We start from the raw sequence: 19,686 nt of genomic DNA, 5'->3' as shown, positions 1-19,686 counted from the left end.
TCAGGGCGCAAGGGAGAAGTAGTTCTCCTCCTCCTGCGTGAAGTGCAGCCGCAGCACGGTGTGCAGACCGTAGAGACAGGCACGCAGGTCCTCGAGCTGCTCAGGCTCCAGCGCGCCCTGTGCGTCGGCGAGCGCCAGGTGGGTGGTCACCCGCCCGGCGAGCCGCTCGATCTCGGCGTGGGCGCGGCTCATGGTCGCCGTCGCCTCCGGCCCGCCGAGCACCGGTTCGAGCGCCGGATAGAGCTGATGTTCCTCAGCGGACTCGTGCGGCAGCAGCCGCTCGGTGAGCAGCCGGTTCACCTCGCGCACCGCTTCCAGGGCCTGCCCGTCCCCGCCGGGATCCGAGAGCCGGGCCGCGGCGTCACGCACGGCCTGCAGCACGTCCTGCAGATCCTCGTGCTCGGCCGCGAAGCGGTGGATCAGGGCCTCGGCGGCGGGTTCGAGGGCCGGCCGGGCGCCCTGGTCCACGCGCAGGGCGCGCAGTGCGTTGAGGATGACCGCCACGTCGATGCCCTCCTGAAGCAGCGCGCCGACGGCCGGGGGCAGCAGCCCCACGGCGGCGGCGCCCATGGCCACCAGCGACAGGAGCATGCCGCCCAGAGCGCTCTGCACGGCGATGCGGCGCGACCGCACGGCGATCGACGTGGCGTCGGCCAGCCGGTCCACGCGGTCGGTGGTCAGGACGATGTCCGCGGCCTCGGAAGAGGCGGTGGAACCCCGCGCGCCCATCGCCACGCCGACATCCGCGGCGGCGAGCGCGGGCGCGTCGTTCACACCGTCGCCGACCATGACGGTGACGGCGCGCCCGCGTTCCGTGCGGACCGCGGCCACCTTGTCGGCCGGGGTCAGCTCGGCCCGCACGCCGTCGAGGCCCAGCACGGCCGCGATCTCGCGGGCCGGTTCGGGCCGGTCACCGGTGAGCATCACGATGCGGTCGATGCCGGCCGTGCGCAGCCGTCTCAGGGCGCGCGGCGCGTCGTGGCGCAGAGGATCACGCAGCATGACGGCTCCCGCGGGAACACCGTCGACGGTGAGCCAGGCGACGGCGGCGCCGTCCAACAGTGCCCGGTTCTCCGCGGCCCGCGCCCATTCGGGGACCACTGCCGTGGGCTCAAGACGCCCCACGGCCGTCCTGCGGCCGTCGACCACGCCGTACGCGCCCCGGCCGGCCTCCTCCGACACATCCGTCGCCATCGACGGCTCCAGCCCACGCTCACGGGCCGCGTCGACGATGGCGCGGGCGAGGACGTGCGGCGAATACTGGTCCACCGTGGCCGCCATCCGCAGCACCTCGGCGGGTTTCCAGCCGGGGGCCGCGGTCACGTCGACCACGCGCGGGCGCCCGCCGGTGAGGGTGCCGGTCTTGTCGAGCAGTAGCGTGCGGGCCCGCCCCAGGCGCTCCAGCGCGCCGCCGTCCCGGACCACCACACCCAGCCGGGACGCCCGGGACAGACCGGAGACGATCGCCACCGGGGCGGCGAGCAGCAGCGGGCAGGGGGTGGCGACCACCAGCACCGCCACGGCCCGCACCGCGGAGCCGCTCAGCAGCCAGGCCAGCCCCGCCACCGCAACCGAGAGGGGCAGGAACCAGGCCGCGTAGCGGTCGGCCAGGCGGACGACGGGGGCCGCTTCCGCGCCCGCCTGCCGGGCGAGGCGCACGATCCCGGCGTAGGTGCTGTCCTGCTCGGTCGCCGTGGCCCGCAGGTCGAAGGCCCCGTCCGCGTTCACGACGCCGCTGCGCACCGTCTGTCCGGGCTTCCGTTCCACGGGTGCCGACTCGCCCGTGAGCACCGACTCGTCCAGCACGGCCGCCGGGCCCGCCACCTGCCCGTCGACGGGGACGACCTCGCCCGCGCCGACGACGAGAACGTCCCCCACGGCGACCTCGGAGACGGGAACGGGGCGGACCTCGTTGCCGGTGCGCCGACGGGCGGTGCGGGGCGTGTGCGCCAGCAGCGCACGCAGGTCGTGGGAGGCGCGCCGCTGCGCGGCGGCCTCCAGTGCGCGCCCGGTGGCCAGCATCAGGCCGATCAGGGCCCCGGCGAGATACTCCCCGACGGCCAGGGTGCCGCCGAGGGCCAGGACCGCGATGAGATCCACCCCCGCGTGGCCGCGGCGCAGCGCGGCCACCACCCAGCCGATCGCGGGCACGACGGCGAAGGCCGTGCCCAGTGCCCAGCACACGTCGGCGGCATCGCTGTGGCCCAGCAGCCGGAGGACACCCCCCGCGACGAGCGACGAGGCCGTGACAGCCAGGAGGACGGGTTCCGGCCAGGACGGCCCCGCCGGTGCCGTGGCAGGCCCCGGCACCGGCTTCTGCGAGCCGGCCCGGCGGGTGTCGTCGGCGGGGTTGGCGTGGATCATGGCATTCCTCACCGGTCGGCGGTTCGCGACGGGGCGGCCGGGGGGCGGCCCCCGACCGGGTGCAGCTCCTCACCTCGTGTCCATGGTCCGCCGGTTCACGGGGCGGGGCCAGGGACGCAGGGACCCGCGCTTCCTCGTCCGGCCCCGCCCTCGCCGAGGCGGGTGGACGGACGGCGGGAGCGCGACGAGCAGGGGCCGCCACCCGGTCGGGGCGGCCGTCGTCAGTGACGGGCGGCCGTGCCCCGCACCACGGCTACCGGGCAGTGCGCGTGATGCAGCAGGGCCTGGCTGACCGATCCCAGCAGCAGCCCGGCGAAGCCGCCGCGCCCCCGTGCCCCGACCACCACCAGCCGGGCCGTCCGGCTCGCCTCGATCAGTGCCTCGCGGGTGGGACCGTGCACCGTCTCGTGCTCCACGGCGACATCCGGGTGCCGTTCCCGGTGCCCGGCCAGTGCCTCCGAGAGCAGACGTGCCTCCTCCTGGCCGAGCGCCTCGGCCGGGTTCGCGTACGGCTCGGTCGGATCCTGAGGGGCGGGCAGCGGCGCGTTCCACGTGGTCCAGGCGTGCAGCGCGATCAGGGTGGTCCCGTGCAGCTCGGCCTCCTGGAAGGCGAACTCCACCGCCTCGTCCCCGGCGGGGGAGCCATCGACGCCCACCACGACCGGACCGTCCACGGGCGCTTCTTCGCGCACGACGAGCACGGGGCAGCGGGCGTGCGCCGCGAGATGTACCGCCGTCGAACCCACCATGAGCCCGACGAACCCGCCCATCCCTCGGGATCCGACGACCACCAGATCGGCGGCACGCGACTGCGCCTCCAGCACCGTCAACGGCTCTCCCGTCACCACGGCGTGCGACACCTCCACCTCCGGCGCCGTGGCCCGGGCACGCTCCACCGCCTCCGCCACCAGACGATCGACCATGCTCTGCATCCCGCCCTCCGGCGGCCCCAGAGGCGACGGGCCCAGGGGTACATGCATGGCGGGCCAGAGGAAGGCGTGCACCACCTTCAGGGCGGCCTTCCGCAGCCGGGCCTCCCGCGCGGCCGCCTCCACCGCCGCGAGACCCGACGCCGACCCGTCCACGCCGACGATCACCGAACCACCCACTGCGCCTCCCGTGTCCAAAGCGTTCTCGCTCCCTCCAGACTCACCCCGGCGACGTCCTGGTGCCATGGGGCGTACGGCCCGCCCCACAGGGCCATGCGGGTACACGGACGGCCCTGTGGGCGCCATCCGGTGCCCGCGTCCGGTGTGTGTGAAGAGGCGGGTGGCCGTCGGATCGTGCGCCGGTGCGGCAGACGGATGTCAGGGTCCTGCTGCGCCGGGCACGGCGGGTCGCGGAGACGCCGGATGGGGCCGAGGCCCCGGTATCACGGGGTCACGTCTCCGTGCCGACCCGGGTGCGCAGGTTGTGGAACTGGCGGGTCTGCATGACGAAGTGTGCGGGTTCGCCGAGCGTCAGGTCGAAAGGCCGAGTGAGCCACCGGGGGTGGCCCCGACCGCGCGTGCGGACCACCAGGCGCGTCTCACCGAAGGGCGCGGGTCGCAGGTGGAAGCCCCAGATCCCGTCCAGCCGCGCCCGTGGCAGAGGCTCGGTCCGCGGGTCGAAGGACCGTCCTCGGGAGAGGTCCAGGCCCGAGCGAAGCACCAGAGTCCGGTTCGGCTCCAGCAGCGCCACGGTGAACCAGTACTTTGCGTCACGAGATGCCTTGAGACGTTGGCCCTCCTCCAGCTTCTGCCACTCGGGCGCGATGCGGTCCGCGCTGGGGTGTCCGTAGTGGTCCAGCCAGTCCCAGCTGTACCAGCCTCCGCGGTCGTACCCCATCTGTGCCAGCCAGGGCCAGACCTGCTCGGGCGGCGCCGGAAGGTCGGTGGCCATCGTCGAGGTGCCGTCGGGGTCGGGCACCAGCTCGTCGCCGGGGTACGCGCGAGCGGTTTCGTCCTGCGTCGCACCCCAGGTGAGCAGCCTCGGCCGGCACCGCAGCGTGTAGAACGCCAGCGCTGCGGAAGCTGTCACGAAGGGGAGCAGGCCGGCTCCCGTTCGCCGGTGTGGTTGCTTCTCGGACATTCTGTACTCCCTGGTCACCTGCCTCGCCCGGTTGACCGGGCCCGAGGCCGAGGCCGAGGGGGAGGCGCACCCCCTCGCCTCCTTCCGGCATAGCCGGTGCGCGGCAGCCGCGCGAGGGCTGGTCGGCCCTCCATGAGGTCCGATGGGCCCGGTGTTCGGTTCGACCGCTGTGACGGGTGCGGGCGAGGGGGATGGTCTCAAAAGGAGCGCGGCGGTGCGGCCGCAGTCGTCGGCCGCGGTGGGGCAGGCCGGTCGGTCAGCGGGCGGTGGGTCGGTGCTCGGTGACCCAGCGGGCGGCGAGGAGCCCGGAGGCGGCCGTGAGGACGGCGGCGGCGATGACGGTGGCGCTCAGGCCGAGGGTGTCGGCGAGGATGCCGGCGACGAGGGCGCCGGCTGCGTAGCCGATGTCGCGCCAGAACCGGTACGTGCCCAGGGCGTTGGCCCGCCAGGCGGGGTGGGCGTGGTCGGAGATGGAGGCGATGAGGGCGGGGTAGACCATGGCGGTGCCGAGGCCGAGGAAGACCGCGGACAGAATGCCCGCGAGGAGCGGCCGGTCGAGCAGGGCGAGAGCGACGGCGAAGCCGATGGCTTGGACGAGCATGCCGTGGACGATGAGGGGTTTGCGGCCGATGCGGTCGGCGAGGTGGCCGGTGGGGATCTGCCCCAGTCCCCACAGGATCGGGTAGAGCCCTTTGATCAGGCCGACGGCGGCGAGTCCGAGGCCGTGGTCGGTGAAGAGGAGGGGGAAGACGCCCCAGGTGAGGCCGTCGTTGAGGTTGTTGATCAGTCCGGCCTGGCTGGCGCCGCGCAGCGAGCGGTTGTGCCAGGAGGTACGAGCGAACGTGGCCCTCAGGCCGGTGTCCTCGTCCGTCGGCAGCGGCTTGGTGTGGTGGGCCAGCTCCAGGGCGACATGGGCGGCGGTGTCGCGGACGACGAGGGCCAGGGCGAGTCCGGCGGCGACGAAGACGATCCCGATGAGTTCGGGGACGGGGCGCAGGCCGTAGCTGGTGGCGAGATAGCCGGTGAGCAGGGCGGTGACGCCGACGGCGGTGTATCCGGCGGCCTCGTTCAGGCCGGTGGCCAGGCCGCGCCGGGAGGGGCCGACCAGGTCGATCTTCATGTTGACGGTCATCGACCAGGTCAGGCCCTGGTTCAGGCCGAGCAGGACGTTGGCGGCGACGATCCATCCCCAGGACGGCGCGTAGGCGAGAGCGAAGGGGACGGGGATGCCGAGCAGCCAGCCGGTCACCAGCAGCTGCTTGCGGCGGAAGCGGGCGGTGAGCGCCCCGGCGGCGAGGTTGGTGAGCGCCTTGGTGAGGCCGAAGGCGATGATGAAGGAGAAGACGGCCAGGTCGCTGGTGAGGCCGAAGGTCTGGGAGCCGATGAGCGGGACGGTGGTGCGTTCCAGGCCGACCAGGCCGCCGACGCACACGTTGACGATGACCAGCAGGGTGAACTGGAGCCAGTTCTCCCGCAGCCCGAGCCGGACGGGCCTACCGGTCGCGGTGGGCGTGGCGTTCACGTGCGGATGTCCTCCGTGGCTCGGGTCGGCCGCCGTCCGCGGGCGCCCACGTAGCCGGCCCGCCGCCGAGGACGGCGACATGGGTGTGACCGGTCCGTTCCGTGAGACCGGCGGCGGTCACGGCGCACTGACGGCGTAGGTTTCAAGGGCTCGGCGCCTGGACGGAACCGATGGCCATGGTGGGGGCTCACATGGGTGAGGTGGCTTTTCGTCTCTTCGTCCGGGAGAAGCACCGAAGGGACTAGAATACCCCAAGGGGTATTGATGGAGGAGGATGCGTGGAACTGGACATGGCGGCCGAAGAGCTGAAGAGCGTGCTCAACCGGCTGCGGCGGGCGCAGGGCCAAATCGCGGGAATCATCCGGATGATCGAGGAGGGGCGCGACTGCGAGGACGTGATCACCCAGCTCGCGGCGGTCTCCCGGGCGCTGGACCGGGCCGGTTTCGCGATCATCGCGACAGGTCTGCAGCACTGCATGGCGGAGGGCGGACAGGTGAACGGGGACCGGGAGGCGATGCGCGCCCGCTTGGAGAAGCTGTTCCTGTCGCTGGCCTGAGCACCCGCTCCGGCCGGAGCACCGGCTCATGTCACCGCGTCGGCGAGCATGAAGGCGGCCACGGCCAGCAGGACCACCGCGAAGACGCGCTGCAGGCCGGGGCCTGAGACCTTCGCGGCGAGGCGTTTGCCGTCCCACGCGCCCAGGACGGCGGCCGCGATGAAGGGGCCGATCACCGCCCAGTCGAGGGAAATCGCGGCGTCCGAGCGGGTGGCGAGCGAGGCCAGGGAGTTGGCTGTGATGACCAGCAGGCTGGTGCCGACGGCGGCCCGCATCTCGAAGCCGAGGACGGTGACCAGGGCCGGCACGGCGAGGAAACCGCCGCCCACGCCCAGCAGTCCGGTCAGCGCGCCCAGCCCCGCCCCTGCCGCGGCGGCCCTGCCCGGCCGTACCGGGCGGGGCTCCCTGCCGGCCGGATCGCCGGGCCGCAGCATCTTCAGTGCGGCGACGGCCGCGACCACCGCGAAGGCGAGGGTGAGGACCGCCTGGGGCAGGTGTCCGGCGGCGGCTCCCGCCAGCGCGGCCGGCAGCAGGCCCGCGGCGGCGAACGCCGCGCCGGCTCTCCACCGTACGTTTCCCGCCCGGGCGTGGGCGTACAGCGCGGTCAGCGAGGTCACGGTGACGATGACGAGGCTGCCGGTGGTGGCCGCGGCGGGGGAGAAACCGAGCAGGTAGATCAGGGCGGGAACGGCCAGGACGCTGCCGCCGCCGCCGAGCGCGCCGAGCGCCAGGCCGACCACGGCCCCCGCGATCAGGGCCAGGACCAGTGCGCTCACGCGATCCGGCCGCCCCGTCCGTGCTCGTCGACGACCGGCAGGCCGGCCTTTGCCCAGGCGTTCATGCCGCCGGTGACGTCGACGGCGTCGACGCCGCGGGAGGCCAGGAGTTTCGCGGCCTGCTGCGAGCGGTGCCCGGAGCGGCAGACCGCCACCACCGGCCGGCCCTGGGCGTCCGGCGGCAGGGCGGCTCCGGCCAGCAGCCGGGTCAGGGACAGGTGGACGGCGCCGGGTGCGTGCCCGGCCTTCCACTCCGGTGTTTCACGGACGTCGAGCAGCACGGCGGTGCCGTCGTCGGTGCGGCTGCGGGCCTGGTCGGGCGTGAGGCGGCCGGTGCCGCGGCGGAAGAGGAACATGGTGGTGCCCTTGGCTTGGGTGAGCGGACGGGTGGGTGATCAGGGGCGGGTCACGGTCAGGCCGGCCTCGCCGGCGGCGTCGAAGCCGTCGTCGACTGCGACGACCCGTCGTCCGGCGGCGTCCAGCAGGGAGGCGGCGATCGCCGCGCGCATCCCGCTCGCGCAGTGCACCCATACGGTTCCGGACGGCACCTCGTCGAGGCGGCCGTACAGCTCGTGGATGGGGACGTGCACCGACCCCTCGACGTGTCCCGCGGCGCGTTCGGAGTCGCGGCGCACGTCCAGCACCACCGCCTCCTCGTCGCGCCCGCGCACCTCGGCGAGGTCGGCGAAGCGGGCCCGCGGAAAGGAGGCGAGCCGCTCGCCCTCGCGGATCCAGGCGGTCGGGGCGCCGGTGGCGGCGGCGGCCGGGCGGTCGATGCCGACCCGGGCCAGCTCCCGCTGCGCGTCGGCGATCCGCTCCAGGGTGTCGGCGAGTAGGGTGACGGGCTTGCCCCACGGGATCAGCCAGGCCAGGTAGGTGGCGAGCTTGCCGTCGCCCTCGAAGTTGAACGACCCGGCCACATGGCCCTCGGCGAAGGCCGTGCGGCTGCGCAGGTCCACCACCCATTCGCCCGCCGCCAGCCGCCGCGCGATCTGTCCGGCGTCGGCCGGCTCCGGCGGGGTGAGGTCGACGGGCACGGGGCCCGCGGCGTTGGCCGGGCCCATGTGCGCGTAGTACGCGGGCACGTCGTCGAGGCCGGCCAGCACCCGCTGCACGAAGGTGTCCACGTCCAGGATGAGCGCGTCGTTCGTGGCGCGTTCCTTGCCGATCGTGGTCGCGTCCCCCTCGGCCTGGGAGGAGGAGCAGAAGCTGCCGAAGCCATGGGTGGGCAGGACCGGCACCTCGTCGTCCAGCTCGTCGGCCAGGCGGTGCGCGGAGGCGTGCTGGGCGCGGGCGAGCTCCTCCGTCAGCCGGGGCTCCACCAGGTCCGGGCGGCCCACCGTGCCGATCAGCAGCGACCCCCCGGTGAACGCCGCCACCCCGCGTCCGTCCCGCTCGAGGACGTAGGTGGTGTGGTGCGGGGTGTGGCCGGGGGTGGCGACCGCGCGCAGGGCGAGGCGCTCGTCCACCTCGACGGTGTCGCCGTCGGCGACCGGGGTGCGGACGAAGGACACGTCGGCCGCCGCCGGCACCAGGTAGGAGGCGCCGGTGACGCGGGCCAGTTCCAGGCCGCCGCTGACGTAGTCGTTGTGCACATGGGTCTCGGCGACGTACGCGATGCGCACCCCGCGCTTCACCGCGGCGGCGATCACCTGGTCGATGTCGCGCGGCGGGTCGACGACGACCGCGCCGCGGGGGCCTCCCGCCAGATAGCTGCGGTTGCCCAGACCCTCGAACTCCAGGGTGTCGACGAAGAACACGGCTACGGCTCCTCCACAAGAGACTGTGTACCTCGGGGGGTATCCGGTCCGTTCACCCTAGCAGAAATACCCAGGGGGGTATTTCTGCGGCCTTCCCGGGTGACCCGTCCGGCATCGCGTCCCCCGCGACGGGTACCCGGCGGGGTATCAAAAGAATCAGGTATTCCGCACCGAAGGAGCAGCGCACCGTGTCCTACGACCGCACCGTCCGCCTGGCCACCACCGACTTCGCCGCCGCCGTCGCGGCCGTCCGTCGGGCCCTGGCCGACCAGGGATTCGGCGTTCTCACGGAAATCGACGTGACGGCCACCCTGAAGGCCAAGCTCGACCACGACATGGAGGACTACCTGATCCTGGGCGCCTGCAACCCGCCCCTCGCGCACCGGGCCCTGGAGGCCGACCGCTCGATCGGCCTGCTTCTGCCGTGCAACGTCGTCGTCCGCCGCGACGGTGACCACACGCTCGTCCAGGCTCTCGACCCGGGCACCATGGTCACCCTCACGGGCCTCGACGCCCTCCGGCCCGTCGCCGAGGAGGCCACCGCCCGCCTGGACGCCGCCCTCGCCGCCCTGTCCGCCCCCTGATCCGCGCGGGCCGGAGGGTCAGGACAGGGAGAGGAAGAGCTTCTCCATCTTCTGGGTGTCGAGGCTGTCGGCGCCGCCCTCCTGGCTCAGGCACTCCTTGAGGCCGCTGGCGACGATGGCGAAGCCGGCCCGGTCCAGCGCGCGGTTGACCGCGGCGAGCTGGGTGACGACCTCCTCGCAGTCACGTCCTTCCTCCAGCATGCGCACGACGCCGGCGAGCTGGCCCTGTGCGCGCTTGAGCCGGTTGGCGGCCGACCGCACCTGGTCGGCGGGGAGCTGGACCATGGGTTCTTCCTTTCACGGGACCGGTCCGGGACCGGCCGCGGTCACTGACCGGGGCTCTGGGTGGCGAGAGAGGCGCGGACCTCGGCCATGTCGAGCCCGCGGACGGCGGTGATCAACTGGTCCAGCGCCTGCGGCGGCAGGGCGCCGGGCTGGGAGAAGACCAGGATGCCTTCACGGAAGGCCATCAGCGTGGGGATCGAGGTGATGTCCGCCGCGGCGGCCAGGGCCTGCTCGGCCTCGGTGTCGACCTTCCCGAAGACGATGTCGGAGTGGGCCTCGGAGGCCTTCTCGTAGACGGGGGCGAACATCCGGCACGGTCCGCACCAGGCGGCCCAGAAGTCGACGAGGACGATGTCGTTGCCGGTGACCGTGCTCTCGAAGTCGGTGGCGGTGAGTGCGACGGTGCTCATGATGCGATTCCTTCCGATTCACCGGACTGGCCGGACTAGTAACCTTTGATACCCCCTGGGGTAAAGAACACCGGTCCGGGGCGGGGCATTCCCCGGACGGCACGGAATGCCGCTGCCCCGGCGCACCGAAGGGCGGTGCGCCGGGGCAGCGGCATTCCGGGGGCGCCAGGGGGTGTCTAGGCCCGGTGGACGGCGCGTCGCAGCGGGCAGCGGGCGACGAAGCCGTAGCAGACTCCCGCACCGGCGCCGAGCGAGGCGACGGCCGCCAGGATCGGGACCGCTATGGGGGCGGGGGTCTGCTGGACCAGGACGAACGTGCCCATGGCCAGCACGAACCAGGCGAAGAGCCGGGAGAGGACGTGCGCGGGGACGCGCCCGGCCAGCCGCGCTCCGACGAAGCTGCCGACGACGGCGAACCCGGTGACGGCCAGGGTGAGGGTCCAGTCGATCTGGACGCTCGACAGGTAGCCGGCGAAGCCCGCGGCGGACTTCATCGCGATGACCAGCAGTGAGGTGCCGATGGCCACGGGCATCGGCAGGCCGCCCAGCAGGGCCAGGGCGGGGACGACGAGGAAGCCGCCGCCCGCGCCGACCAGACCGGTGGCCAGGCCGACGGCCGCCCCGTCCAGCAGGACCCGCCCCACCGGAAGCTGCTTGTGGGCCCGGTCGGGGTCGACGTTCTTGCGGCCCCGGAGCATGGCGGCGGCGGTGACGATCATCATGACCGCGAAGGCGATCAGCAGGACGACGTCGGGAATGTGGCCGCCGATGAGCCCGCCGGTGTAGGCGCCGGCCATGCCGGCCGCTCCGAACAGGACGCCCGTGCGCCAGCGGACCCGTCCGCCGCGGGCATGGTTGATCATGCCCACGGCGGAGGTGACGCCGACGACGAACAGGGAGGTGGCGATGGCCTCCTTGGCGTCCATGCCCGCGACGTAGACCAGCAGCGGCACGGTCAGGATCGACCCGCCTCCCCCGAGCAGCCCGAGGGAGACGCCGACCAGCAGCGCGAGAATCAGGACGAGCGTCAGCGTCATGACGGTCACCTGCCGTCGGCGAGCTGGGCGACGGCCTTGCGCGGGTCGAAGGACGGGGTGCGGTTCCACGGCATCTTCGACAGCATCACGCCCATGGCGCAGGTGTTGCTGATGGCTGCGAAGGCCAGCCCGCCGCCGACGAACGCGGACAGCGCCTGCAGGCCGGGGACGAGGAAGCTGCCCAGGGCGCCGACCAGCACCAGCGACCCGGCGACCAGGCGGACCTGGCGCTCCATGTCCCAGCGCTCCTGACCGTAGTTGGTCGGGGCCCCGGACTTCTCCCAGGCCGTCATGCCGCCCGACAGGACCGCCAGGCCGGGGAGCCCGGCCTCGGCGAGGGCGCGTTCGGCCTGGCCGGCGCGCTGGCCGGAGCGGCAGACCAGCACCACGTCGGTGTCCAGATGCTTCGTCAGCTCCTCGCGGTGTTCGCGCAGGGTGTCGAGCGGGACGTTGTAGGAGCCGGGGATGTGCGCTCCCTCGTACTCGGCGGGGGTGCGCACGTCGAGCAGCCGGGGAGGGCCGGCCGAGTCGAGCCGGGTGCGCAGTTCGTCGATGGTCAGGCTGCGGGGAGTGGTGGGGGTGGTCACGCGTTGATCTCCTGTCGGTTGTCGTGAGTGTCGGGGGTGTCGGAGACGAGGGGGCACAGCCCCAGGTCGAGGGCGTTGTCGAAGCTGTCGTCGACGGCGACGACGTCACGGCCGCGGGCGTGGAGCAGCGCGGCGACGACTCCGGCGCGGTAGCCGCCGGCGCAGTGCACCCAGACGCGGCCCGCGGGGATCTCCTCGAGGCGGCCCGGCACCTCGTGGATGGGGATGTGCACCGAGCCCGGGATGTGCGCCTCGGCGCGCTCCTGGTCGCGGCGCACGTCCAGTACGACGAGGTCGTCGCCGCCGAGAGCGGCCTTCAGGTCGGCGAAGCCGGCGCGCTCGTAGGAGGCCAGGGGCTCACCGCCGGCCCAGTCCCCGGGCCCGCCGGTGGCCATGGCGGCCGGGCGGTCGATGCCGATGCGCACCAGTTCGCGCTGGGCCTCGGCCACGTCCTCGGCGGTCTCGCCGAGCAGGGTGAGCGGGGTGCCCCACGGGATCAGCCAGCCCAGGTAGGTGACGAACTGTCCGTCGAGGCCGAAGTTGAGGCTGCCGGCGAGGTGCCCGGCGGCGAAGGCGGTGCGGTCGCGCAGGTCCACCACCCACTCCCCGGCGTCGATCCGCCGGCGCAGCTCGGCCGGGTCCGCCACGGACGGCGCGGACAGGTCCGGCTTGCCGGGCTCGCCGGAGTTGGCCGGGCCCATGTGGGCGTAGTAGGCCGGGTAGGCGTCGAGGCCCGCCAGGAGCTGCTCGACGTAGGCCTCCTCGTCGGCGGTGAGCGCGGTGTTGGTGCGCTTCTCCTCGCCGATGGTGCTGGACAGACCGGAGGCCTGGGTCGCGGAGCAGAACGAGCCGAACCCGTGGGTGGGGTAGACGGCCGTCTCGTCCGGCAGTTCCTCGGCCAGCCGGTGCGCCGAACGCCACTGGGCCCGCACCAGGGTGTCGGTGTGGTCCGGGCCCAGCAGGTCCGGCCGTCCCGTGGTGCCGTACAGCAGGGAGCCGCCGGTGAACACCGCGACCTGCTCGCCGCCCGCCTCCAGCGCGTAGGACAGGTGGGTGTGGGTGTGGCCGGGCGTGTGGATCGCCCGCACCCGCATGGTGTCGCCGACCTCGATCACCTGGTCGTCGCGGACCGGGGTCCGCTCGTAGGAGACCTCGTCGTCGGCGTTGACCAGGTACTGCGCGCCCACCTCGCGGGCGAGGGCCAGTCCGCCGGTGACGTAGTCGTTGTGGATGTGCGTCTCGAACACGTGGGTGATCCGCACTCCGGCGGCGTCGGCCAGCGCGGTGACGCGGTCGTAGTCGCGCTGGGGGTCGACCACCAGCGCCACCGAACCGTCGTGGGCGAGGTAGGTGCGGTCCCCCAGGCCGGGGGTCTCGACGGGCAGAACGGTGATCATCGCGTCTCCTCGGAGATGGCGGGGGCGGTGGGGGTGCCGGGCTCGTCGCCGGTGGCGACCATGCGGCCGGCGTCGATCCACGCGGCGGTGCCGCCGCTGACGCTGTGGGCGTCGTAGCCCAGGTCGCGGAGCAGGGAGGTGGCCTGCGCGCTGCGGCCGCCGCTCTGGCAGATCACGTGGACCGGACGGTCCTTGGGCAGCTCGCTGAGGATCAGGGGGAGGTTGGGAAGCGGGGCCGAGCGGGCGCCGGGGACGTGTCCGGCCCGGTACTCGCCGCTGTTACGGACGTCGACGACGAGGGCGCCTGCCGCCTGCGCCTCGGCGAACCGCTGCTGGTCGATCTCGGGAACCATGCGGAGAACTCCTGCTCACTTGCCTTCAGAAATACCCTGGGGGGTATGCCTGAGCTCAACCGTAACAGGGTCCGGTTTATGCCCCGGGGGGTATCCGAATGTGATGCGCCTCACATTCCGGGTCTCCGCTCCCTGACGCGGAAAGGGGACGTCAAGGCCGCTCCGCTGCCCGGGAAGGGGCCTGCGAGGGGGTGCCGCTGACCGGTCTTCCGCGCCGACCCTCACGACGCGGAGGCGAACCGCTGTCAGGGCATGCGCGGCGCCCCGGTCGCCCGCGCCGTCGGCTCCCATGGCTTGTCCCGTGGCCGAGGTGGTCGCGGCCGGACCGCGGCTCGGCATGCACCACGGGTGCCACCCCGGACGCCGTCGCTCCCGGCGCGGGCGATGTCGGCGGCAGGCCGGGCGGGCACGGCGCGAGTGGCGTCCTCACGACCCGCAGGCGCATACCCCTGGCCGTATGCCCTATCGTGGGCTCCCGCCAGCGGTATCGCCTCACGGAGCCCTCACGATGACAGTGCCTTCCACGCGCCACGGAGCGGGTTTCGTGCTGCGCTGCGTTCTGGTGCTGGTCGCCGCGCTGGTCTCGTCCCTGTGCGCGGCCGGGCAGTCCGCGGCGGAAACCCTCCGCGACGCACCGGCCTCCGCCGCTGTTGACGTACGGCCCGCAGCAGGACCTGTCACAAGCCTGACCACTGCGGAGCAGGGCGGTCTCGACGTCGTGGAAGCCGTCGTCTCCCACGAGACGGCCGACTCCGCGTCGTCGGGCAGCGGGCACTGCGGCAAGCAGGCCACCCCTGACGTCGCCTCCGCCCACGACGGCTCCCGTCCGTCCGTGCCGCTGCCGGAACGCGAGGAGCACCGGACACCGGCCGCGCCGGCAGGCCCCGGCCCCACGGACGCGGGGCCGGGGGCAGCGCCTCCCGCACCCACCCTGGTGCAGCTCTCCGTCCTGAGGATCTAGACCGGCCCGTGTGCCGTGTCCCTGCATCTCCTCAGCGAATCGGAGTCCTTCTCATGCCCTCCTCCCGGTCCTTGAGCCGGGCGGGAGCGACGCTGGCCGCCTGGCAGTCCCCGCAGTGGGCCGCCGCCACGGCCGGAGCCGCACTGACCACGGTGCTGGTGGGCGTGCCCACCGCGGTGGTGCCCTCGCCCCTGTTCTCCCGTTCCGTCCCCGTCCAGTGGTGGAACTACCCCGTGCTCGCCGCCACCGCGGTGCTCGCCGGCCTCGTCCTGGCCACCTTCGTCACGCGGCCGCGCGGCTCCCGAGCCCCGGCGGACCGCGACGATCCGTCCGTGAAGACCGTCGGACGGCTCGGGTCGGCCGGCGGTCTGCTGTCACTGCTGGCGGTGGGCTGCCCCGTCTGCAACAAGCTCGTCCTGGTCCTGCTGGGCACCTCCGGTGCGCTCAGCTACTGGGCCCCGCTGCAACCGCTGGTGGCCGTCGTCTCACTGGTCCTGCTGGCCGAGGCGGCCCTGCGCAGGCTCTCCACGGCCGACGCGTGCCCCGTGCCCGTCCGCCGCTGAACGTTTCGCCGCTTCCCCGCGCACACGCTCTCCTCACTCTTCCTCACACCCCTCGGAGCACCACCATGCCCGGAACATCCGCACCCTCCGCGTCTTCCCGGACCCGGCGGCCGCGCCCTGGCCGCACCCGGCGCATACTCGCCGTGATCGTGCTGGCCACCGCTGTCGTGACCGCCGTCCTCGCCCTCGCCCTCGGCCGTGACACCGCCGGAGGCGGTACGGCCGCCCCCGCCACGGTGTCGACCCCCGAGGCACAGGAACCGGCGAACCCGGAACTGCTCGCCCTGGCCCGCCGGGACGCCGACGATCCGCTCGCCCTGGGCAGCCCGGACGCGCCCGTCGTGCTGATCGAGTACTCCGACTTCCAGTGCCCCTTCTGCGGCCGGTTCGCCCGCGAGACCAAGCCGGACCTGGTCCGCGACTACGTCGACAAGGGCATCCTGCGCATCGAGTGGCGCAACTTCCCCGTCTTCGGCGCCGAGTCCGACCAGGCCGCACGAGCCGGCTGGGCGGCAGGACGGCAGAACCGCTTCTGGCAGTTCCACGACGAGGCCTACGCCGAGCCTCGCCGGCGCAACGCGGGCGACTTCAGCGAGGACAATCTCGTCGCCATGGCCCGGAAGGCCGGCGTCGAGGACCTCGCACGGTTCGAGAAGGACATGGCCTCCGACGCCGCCCGTCAGGCGGTCACCCGGGACAGCGAGGAGGGCTACGGCATAGGTGTCACCAGCACCCCCGCGTTCCTGATCAACGGACGGCCGGTGCTCGGAGCCCAGCCCACGGACGTCTTCACCGACATCATCGACGAGGCTGCCGAGCAGGCACGGCAGCAGGAAGGCGGCAACGATGAGTGACCCTGGAGTGCTGGTCGCCTTCCTGGGCGGTCTGCTGGCTCTCCTCAGCCCCTGCTCGGCCCTGCTGCTGCCGGCCTTCTTCGCGTACTCCTTCACCAGCCGCACCCGGCTCCTGGGCCGCACGGCACTGTTCTACGCCGGACTCTGCCTCACTCTGGTGCCGCTGGGAGTGGCCGGCTCCTTCGCCGGGCGGCTCTTCTACGGACACCGGGACACCCTGGTCACGGCAGGCGGCTGGCTGGTCATCGCGCTCGGCGTCGCCCAGGTACTGGGCCGGGGATTCGGCTCGCGCCGCCTGCAGCAGGCAGCCGGCAGGCGCCGCTCGGGATCCGCGGCCTCCGTGCTGGCGCTTGGCTCGGTCTACGGCCTGGCGGGCTTCTGCGCGGGGCCGATCCTCGGCGCCGTCCTGACCGTCGCGGCCATGGGCGGCAACCCCTGGCGGGGCGGAGCGCTGCTGGCCGTCTACGCCCTGGGCATGGCGGTACCGATGTTCGTCCTCGCCGCCCTGTGGGACCGTTACGACCTCGGACGCCGGCAGTGGCTGCGCGGCAGGGTGATCCACCTCGGGAAGGTACCGCTGCACACCACCTCACTGGCCGGCGGCACGATGTTCATCCTGCTCGGTGTCCTCTTCCTGGCGTTCGACGGCACCTCCGCCCTGCCGTCCCTGATGGGGGTGGACGCGGAGTTCGCCTGGGAGGAACGGCTGTCCCGGTGGGCGGGCGCGATCCCCGACCGCACCCTGCTGCTCGGCCTGGCCGCGATCGCCGCGGCCGCCGCCCTCGCCGTACTGCTGCGCACCCGACCCGGACGGGAGGACGAGCGACACCCGGCGGCGGGGCGCGTCAGCGCGGACGACACCGCGCAGGAACACCGCTGACCTCATGCGTGTCGTGGGGAGGACCCGGCCCGGATCCTCCCCAGGGCCCGCCCTCGCCGACGGCCACGAAGCCGAGGCCGGTCCCGTGCTGCTGCGTCCGGGCACATGGACCGACGGGCTTCGACGCCGTGCTGACGCCACGGACACGTCTGTGCACGTCCTACCCGAGCAGGCGCCCCGGACATGCGGATGACCCGGAGGGCCGGCGGCCCGACCCACCGTCGCAGGGTCCATCGGCCCCACACCGGGGACCTGCGGTCTCTGCACCGTGAGGTGCTCCCGCCGTCATCGTGGGATCGGACAACCGATTCAGGAGGTGGACGTCATGTCCCGCACCGTCACTGTGGGCCTCGACGGCTCGCTCGAGAGCCGTGCTGCCGCCGAGTGGGCGGCCGAAGAGGCGGAACTGCGCGGTTCGCCGTTGCGGCTGGTACACGTCTGGGAGCCCGTCCCCGAGCCCGTGGCGGAATCAGTGCATCTGGCACCCGCGAAGCAGAAGCACTGGAGCGAGCGGATCCCCCGTGAGGTGGCTGCGAAGATCCGACCCCGCCACCCGCACCTGGACGTGATCCTGGAGCCCGTCCCCGGACGCCCGTGGGACGTGCTGCCGGAGGTGGCGAAGGACACCGAGTTGCTGGTCCTCGGCTCGCGAGGACTGAGCGGGTTCGGAGGGTTCCTCGTCGGGTCCGTGGGCATGCCGGTGATCGCCCACACCAGGACGCCCGTCGTCCTCGTGCGCGCCGGACGGACGGCCGGCGAGAACGAGAAGGAGTCCTCCGCCACACCGCCGGTCGCCGGCCCGTATCCGCCCGTCGTGCTCGGCCTCGACACCGCCCACCCCCATGACACGGTGATCGCGTTCGCGTTCGAGGAGGCGGCCCGCCGTGGCACCGCGCTGAAGGCGGTCCACGGCTGGAGTCTGCCGGCGTACTACGCCTACGCCCTGCCGGCCGATCCCGAGCTGGGCACCGAACTGGAGGAGCAGGAGGCCGCCGCTCTGGCGAAGGTCCTGCGCCCCTGGCGGGAGAAGTACCCGGACGTCGAGGTCATCGAGGAATCCCGCTCCGGCAGTGCCGCCAACCGTGTCATCGACGCCGCCCGTGAGGCGTCGCTGGTCGTCGTCGGCCGCCGGATCCGCCGCAGCCCGTTCGGCGCCCACATCGGGCCTGTCACGCACGCGGTGATGCACCACGCCGCTGCCCCCGTCGCCGTCGTCGCGCACGACTGAACGCACCGCCCCAGGGAGGCAACCATGGACGCCAGAGCCGGACGACAGGGCGGTGAGCCCCTCGTCGTGGGCGTGGACGGCTCCGAGTCGAGCCTGCGCGCCGTCGACTGGGCGGCCGACGAGGCGGTGCTGCGCGCAGTGCCGCTGCGGCTGGTGTACGCCTGTCTGTGGGACCGGTACGAGGGCGGCGCCGTCGCTCCGGGCATCGGCCGGCCGACGGCGCTTCCGTCGCCCCAGGACATCGTCGACGCCGCCGCCGGGCGCGCCCGTGCCCGGCATCCCGACCTCTGGGTGACCGCCGACGTCGTGCCCGAGGAGCCGGAGTACGCCCTGGTGCACGAGGGGCGCAAGGCCTCCGTGCTCGTCGTCGGCAGCCGCGGCCGCAGCGGCGTCGCCGAGCTGCTGCTCGGCTCCGTCGGTCTGGCCGTCGCCGCTCATGCCGACTGCCCGGTGGTCGTGCTGCGCGGCAGCCACGACAACCAGGCGACGCCGCCCGTGCACGGGCGGATCGTGGTCGGAGTCGGCGAGGACCCGAAGGCGTCGGCAGCCGTGCGCTTCGCCGCCGACGAGGCGCGGCGACGCGGGGTGACCCTGGAGGCCGTGCGGGCCTGGCGGTGCCCCGCGCACGAGACCACCGACCATCCCCTGCTCGCGGGACAGCCCGAGCGCGCGCACGAGGAACGGGCGGCCGAGATGCTGGAGACCGCGCTGCGCGACGTCCCCGAAGACATCGAGGTGCGCCGGCGCACCGTCGAAGGCCACGCCCGTCGCGTGCTCCTGGACGCCTCGCACCAGGCGGACCTGCTGGTCGTCGGGGCCCGGCGAAGGGAGGGACACCTCGGCCTCCAGCTCGGCCGGGTCGCTCACGGGCTGCTGCACCACTCGGCCTGCCCCGTCGTCGTCGTCCCGCAGCACCCGGACGGCGAGGCCTGACCGCAGGGCCCTCTCCGGGCCGGGACCGGCCGGCCCCGTCCCGCCCCCGGACAACCCTCGGGCCACGGCCCGGTCGGTCGGACGCCCCAAGTGACGCACGTGCCACGGTTCTTGGCCGTCAGCCGACGCCCCGTCCGGTTGGCAGTTGCCTGCGACATGGTCCGAACGACAAACCCTGGTACCGGCTCCGGTGACCGACGCCAGGGGTCGGGTGATCGGTCCCGTCGAGTACGACACCGGGGGTGGGACGGACGCGGCCCGATTCTCGTGGCCGTCGCCGACGGACTGCACCGGCGACTGCCTGGAGGAGCGTGCGAAGGGACGGGCCGCTCGGATGAATCCGCCGCGACGGAAGGGGCGGTGACGTCCGCGACGCCACCGCGATCGAGACGTGGGCGGCTCGGGACGCCGACGAGCTGACACGGGCCTGAAGCGCGGGCACGACCGTCCGCCGGAGCCCCGGTGCGTCCGGCACCGGGGCTGTGACGCGCTGGGGCGTTCATCCTGATCAACTCCCCCCGTGCGACGGGGCATCCGGTCGCGCCATGGTGTCGACCACGCCCGC

The 19,686-nt window shown here is 73.5% G+C and carries 21 protein-coding genes; 8 read left to right on the top strand and 13 right to left on the bottom strand.

The features are described 5' to 3' along the window. The 4 genes from ACZ44S_RS20220 to ACZ44S_RS20205 form a co-directional block, all read right to left on the bottom strand. The gene (locus ACZ44S_RS20220; RefSeq protein WP_466930932.1) at positions 1-2,364 is read right to left on the bottom strand and encodes a heavy metal translocating P-type ATPase; all 2,364 of its coding nucleotides are present in this window, start codon (positions 2,362-2,364) and stop codon (positions 1-3) included. A 221-nt stretch (positions 2,365-2,585) separates the two neighbouring features. Then, positions 2,586-3,473 carry a universal stress protein gene (locus ACZ44S_RS20215; protein ID WP_466930929.1) on the bottom strand — a complete coding sequence of 296 codons (888 nt, stop codon included), beginning with the start codon at positions 3,471-3,473 and terminating at the stop codon, positions 2,586-2,588. Between the two features lie 271 nt (positions 3,474-3,744). Next, positions 3,745-4,383: a hypothetical protein gene (locus tag ACZ44S_RS20210; protein WP_466930927.1), complete on the bottom strand. Its 639-nt coding sequence runs from the start codon at positions 4,381-4,383 to the stop codon at positions 3,745-3,747. 307 nt (positions 4,384-4,690) lie between these two features. Then, positions 4,691-5,956, bottom strand: a complete 1,266-nt coding sequence (locus ACZ44S_RS20205) for an MFS transporter (RefSeq protein WP_466930924.1) — start codon at positions 5,954-5,956, stop codon at positions 4,691-4,693. Between the two features lie 278 nt (positions 5,957-6,234). Between ACZ44S_RS20205 and ACZ44S_RS20200 the strand changes: the two genes are divergently transcribed. Next, entirely contained in the window at positions 6,235-6,513 is a 279-nt protein-coding gene (locus tag ACZ44S_RS20200) for a metal-sensitive transcriptional regulator (RefSeq protein WP_466930922.1), read from the top strand. Between the two features lie 26 nt (positions 6,514-6,539). On the opposite strand, the gene ACZ44S_RS20195 is transcribed toward ACZ44S_RS20200, so the two are convergent. The 3 genes from ACZ44S_RS20195 to ACZ44S_RS20185 are packed head-to-tail and all read right to left on the bottom strand — an operon-like array spanning position 6,540 to position 9,049. Next, positions 6,540-7,289, bottom strand: a complete 750-nt coding sequence (locus tag ACZ44S_RS20195) for a sulfite exporter TauE/SafE family protein (protein WP_466930919.1) — start codon at positions 7,287-7,289, stop codon at positions 6,540-6,542. Next, a complete protein-coding gene (locus ACZ44S_RS20190) occupies positions 7,286-7,645 on the bottom strand; it encodes a rhodanese-like domain-containing protein (RefSeq protein ID WP_466930916.1) in 360 nt (119 codons plus the stop codon). The genes ACZ44S_RS20195 and ACZ44S_RS20190 overlap by 4 nt, the downstream gene beginning before the upstream one ends. A 39-nt stretch (positions 7,646-7,684) precedes the next feature. After that, on the bottom strand, positions 7,685-9,049 hold the full coding sequence (locus tag ACZ44S_RS20185) for an MBL fold metallo-hydrolase (RefSeq protein WP_466930913.1): 1,365 nt from the start codon (positions 9,047-9,049) through the stop codon (positions 7,685-7,687). A gap of 188 nt (positions 9,050-9,237) precedes the next feature. Here ACZ44S_RS20185 and ACZ44S_RS20180 point away from each other — a divergent pair, with 188 nt between their 5' ends. Further along, positions 9,238-9,633 carry a DUF302 domain-containing protein gene (locus tag ACZ44S_RS20180; protein ID WP_466930910.1) on the top strand — a complete coding sequence of 132 codons (396 nt, stop codon included), beginning with the start codon at positions 9,238-9,240 and terminating at the stop codon, positions 9,631-9,633. 18 nt (positions 9,634-9,651) lie between these two features. On the opposite strand, the gene ACZ44S_RS20175 is transcribed toward ACZ44S_RS20180, so the two are convergent. From ACZ44S_RS20175 to ACZ44S_RS20150, 6 genes are all read right to left on the bottom strand, one after another. Next, positions 9,652-9,918: a metal-sensitive transcriptional regulator gene (locus ACZ44S_RS20175; protein ID WP_037938242.1), complete on the bottom strand. Its 267-nt coding sequence runs from the start codon at positions 9,916-9,918 to the stop codon at positions 9,652-9,654. A 41-nt stretch (positions 9,919-9,959) separates the two neighbouring features. Beyond that, positions 9,960-10,328 (bottom strand): thioredoxin, encoded by a 369-nt coding sequence (gene trxA, locus ACZ44S_RS20170; protein ID WP_466930907.1) that lies wholly within the window; start codon positions 10,326-10,328, stop codon positions 9,960-9,962. Between the two features lie 176 nt (positions 10,329-10,504). Then, the gene (locus ACZ44S_RS20165; RefSeq protein WP_466930904.1) at positions 10,505-11,365 is read right to left on the bottom strand and encodes a sulfite exporter TauE/SafE family protein; all 861 of its coding nucleotides are present in this window, start codon (positions 11,363-11,365) and stop codon (positions 10,505-10,507) included. A gap of 5 nt (positions 11,366-11,370) precedes the next feature. Next, the gene (locus tag ACZ44S_RS20160; protein ID WP_466930901.1) at positions 11,371-11,952 is read right to left on the bottom strand and encodes a rhodanese-like domain-containing protein; all 582 of its coding nucleotides are present in this window, start codon (positions 11,950-11,952) and stop codon (positions 11,371-11,373) included. Continuing rightward, a complete protein-coding gene (locus tag ACZ44S_RS20155; RefSeq protein ID WP_466930898.1) occupies positions 11,949-13,349 on the bottom strand; it encodes an MBL fold metallo-hydrolase in 1,401 nt (466 codons plus the stop codon). The genes ACZ44S_RS20160 and ACZ44S_RS20155 overlap by 4 nt, the downstream gene beginning before the upstream one ends. After that, entirely contained in the window at positions 13,346-13,702 is a 357-nt protein-coding gene (locus tag ACZ44S_RS20150) for a rhodanese-like domain-containing protein (RefSeq protein ID WP_466930895.1), read from the bottom strand. Before ACZ44S_RS20150 ends, ACZ44S_RS20155 begins: the two co-directional genes overlap by 4 nt. A gap of 508 nt (positions 13,703-14,210) precedes the next feature. Between ACZ44S_RS20150 and ACZ44S_RS20145 the strand changes: the two genes are divergently transcribed. The 6 genes from ACZ44S_RS20145 to ACZ44S_RS20120 all read left to right on the top strand — a co-directional run bounded on the left by ACZ44S_RS20145 (position 14,211) and on the right by ACZ44S_RS20120 (position 19,121). Then, positions 14,211-14,663 (top strand): hypothetical protein, encoded by a 453-nt coding sequence (locus ACZ44S_RS20145; RefSeq protein WP_466930892.1) that lies wholly within the window; start codon positions 14,211-14,213, stop codon positions 14,661-14,663. A 53-nt stretch (positions 14,664-14,716) separates the two neighbouring features. After that, positions 14,717-15,226 carry a hypothetical protein gene (locus tag ACZ44S_RS20140; protein WP_466930889.1) on the top strand — a complete coding sequence of 170 codons (510 nt, stop codon included), beginning with the start codon at positions 14,717-14,719 and terminating at the stop codon, positions 15,224-15,226. 65 nt (positions 15,227-15,291) lie between these two features. Beyond that, complete coding sequence (locus tag ACZ44S_RS20135) at positions 15,292-16,080, top strand: DsbA family protein (RefSeq protein WP_466930886.1); 789 nt, start codon at positions 15,292-15,294, stop codon at positions 16,078-16,080. Then, positions 16,073-16,960: a cytochrome c biogenesis CcdA family protein gene (locus ACZ44S_RS20130; RefSeq protein ID WP_466930883.1), complete on the top strand. Its 888-nt coding sequence runs from the start codon at positions 16,073-16,075 to the stop codon at positions 16,958-16,960. Before ACZ44S_RS20135 ends, ACZ44S_RS20130 begins: the two co-directional genes overlap by 8 nt. 325 nt (positions 16,961-17,285) lie before the next feature. After that, a complete protein-coding gene (locus tag ACZ44S_RS20125) occupies positions 17,286-18,188 on the top strand; it encodes a universal stress protein (RefSeq protein ID WP_466930880.1) in 903 nt (300 codons plus the stop codon). A 24-nt stretch (positions 18,189-18,212) separates the two neighbouring features. Continuing rightward, complete coding sequence (locus tag ACZ44S_RS20120) at positions 18,213-19,121, top strand: universal stress protein (RefSeq protein ID WP_466930877.1); 909 nt, start codon at positions 18,213-18,215, stop codon at positions 19,119-19,121. Positions 19,122-19,686: the final 565 nt, after the last annotated feature.

The sequence above is a fragment of the Streptomyces malachitofuscus genome, from assembly GCF_055571035.1.
The sequence above is the reverse complement of the archived record's forward strand: the minus strand, read 5'-3'. Positions and strand labels throughout refer to the sequence as shown.

What these genes read in the sequence shown, in the direction of transcription:
- trxA (WP_466930907.1), bottom strand. Translation starts at nt 10,328, where the DNA reads ATGAGCACCGTCGCACTCACCGCCACCGACTTCGAGAGCACGGTCACC.
- ACZ44S_RS20220 (WP_466930932.1), bottom strand. Translation starts at nt 2,364, where the DNA reads ATGATCCACGCCAACCCCGCCGACGACACCCGCCGGGCCGGCTCGCAG.
- ACZ44S_RS20155 (WP_466930898.1), bottom strand. Translation starts at nt 13,349, where the DNA reads ATGATCACCGTTCTGCCCGTCGAGACCCCCGGCCTGGGGGACCGCACC.
- ACZ44S_RS20120 (WP_466930877.1), top strand. Translation starts at nt 18,213, where the DNA reads ATGGACGCCAGAGCCGGACGACAGGGCGGTGAGCCCCTCGTCGTGGGC.
- ACZ44S_RS20135 (WP_466930886.1), top strand. Translation starts at nt 15,292, where the DNA reads ATGCCCGGAACATCCGCACCCTCCGCGTCTTCCCGGACCCGGCGGCCG.
- ACZ44S_RS20165 (WP_466930904.1), bottom strand. Translation starts at nt 11,365, where the DNA reads ATGACGCTGACGCTCGTCCTGATTCTCGCGCTGCTGGTCGGCGTCTCC.
- ACZ44S_RS20175 (WP_037938242.1), bottom strand. Translation starts at nt 9,918, where the DNA reads ATGGTCCAGCTCCCCGCCGACCAGGTGCGGTCGGCCGCCAACCGGCTC.
- ACZ44S_RS20145 (WP_466930892.1), top strand. Translation starts at nt 14,211, where the DNA reads ATGACAGTGCCTTCCACGCGCCACGGAGCGGGTTTCGTGCTGCGCTGC.
- ACZ44S_RS20140 (WP_466930889.1), top strand. Translation starts at nt 14,717, where the DNA reads ATGCCCTCCTCCCGGTCCTTGAGCCGGGCGGGAGCGACGCTGGCCGCC.
- ACZ44S_RS20150 (WP_466930895.1), bottom strand. Translation starts at nt 13,702, where the DNA reads ATGGTTCCCGAGATCGACCAGCAGCGGTTCGCCGAGGCGCAGGCGGCA.
- ACZ44S_RS20125 (WP_466930880.1), top strand. Translation starts at nt 17,286, where the DNA reads ATGTCCCGCACCGTCACTGTGGGCCTCGACGGCTCGCTCGAGAGCCGT.
- ACZ44S_RS20190 (WP_466930916.1), bottom strand. Translation starts at nt 7,645, where the DNA reads ATGTTCCTCTTCCGCCGCGGCACCGGCCGCCTCACGCCCGACCAGGCC.
- ACZ44S_RS20130 (WP_466930883.1), top strand. Translation starts at nt 16,073, where the DNA reads ATGAGTGACCCTGGAGTGCTGGTCGCCTTCCTGGGCGGTCTGCTGGCT.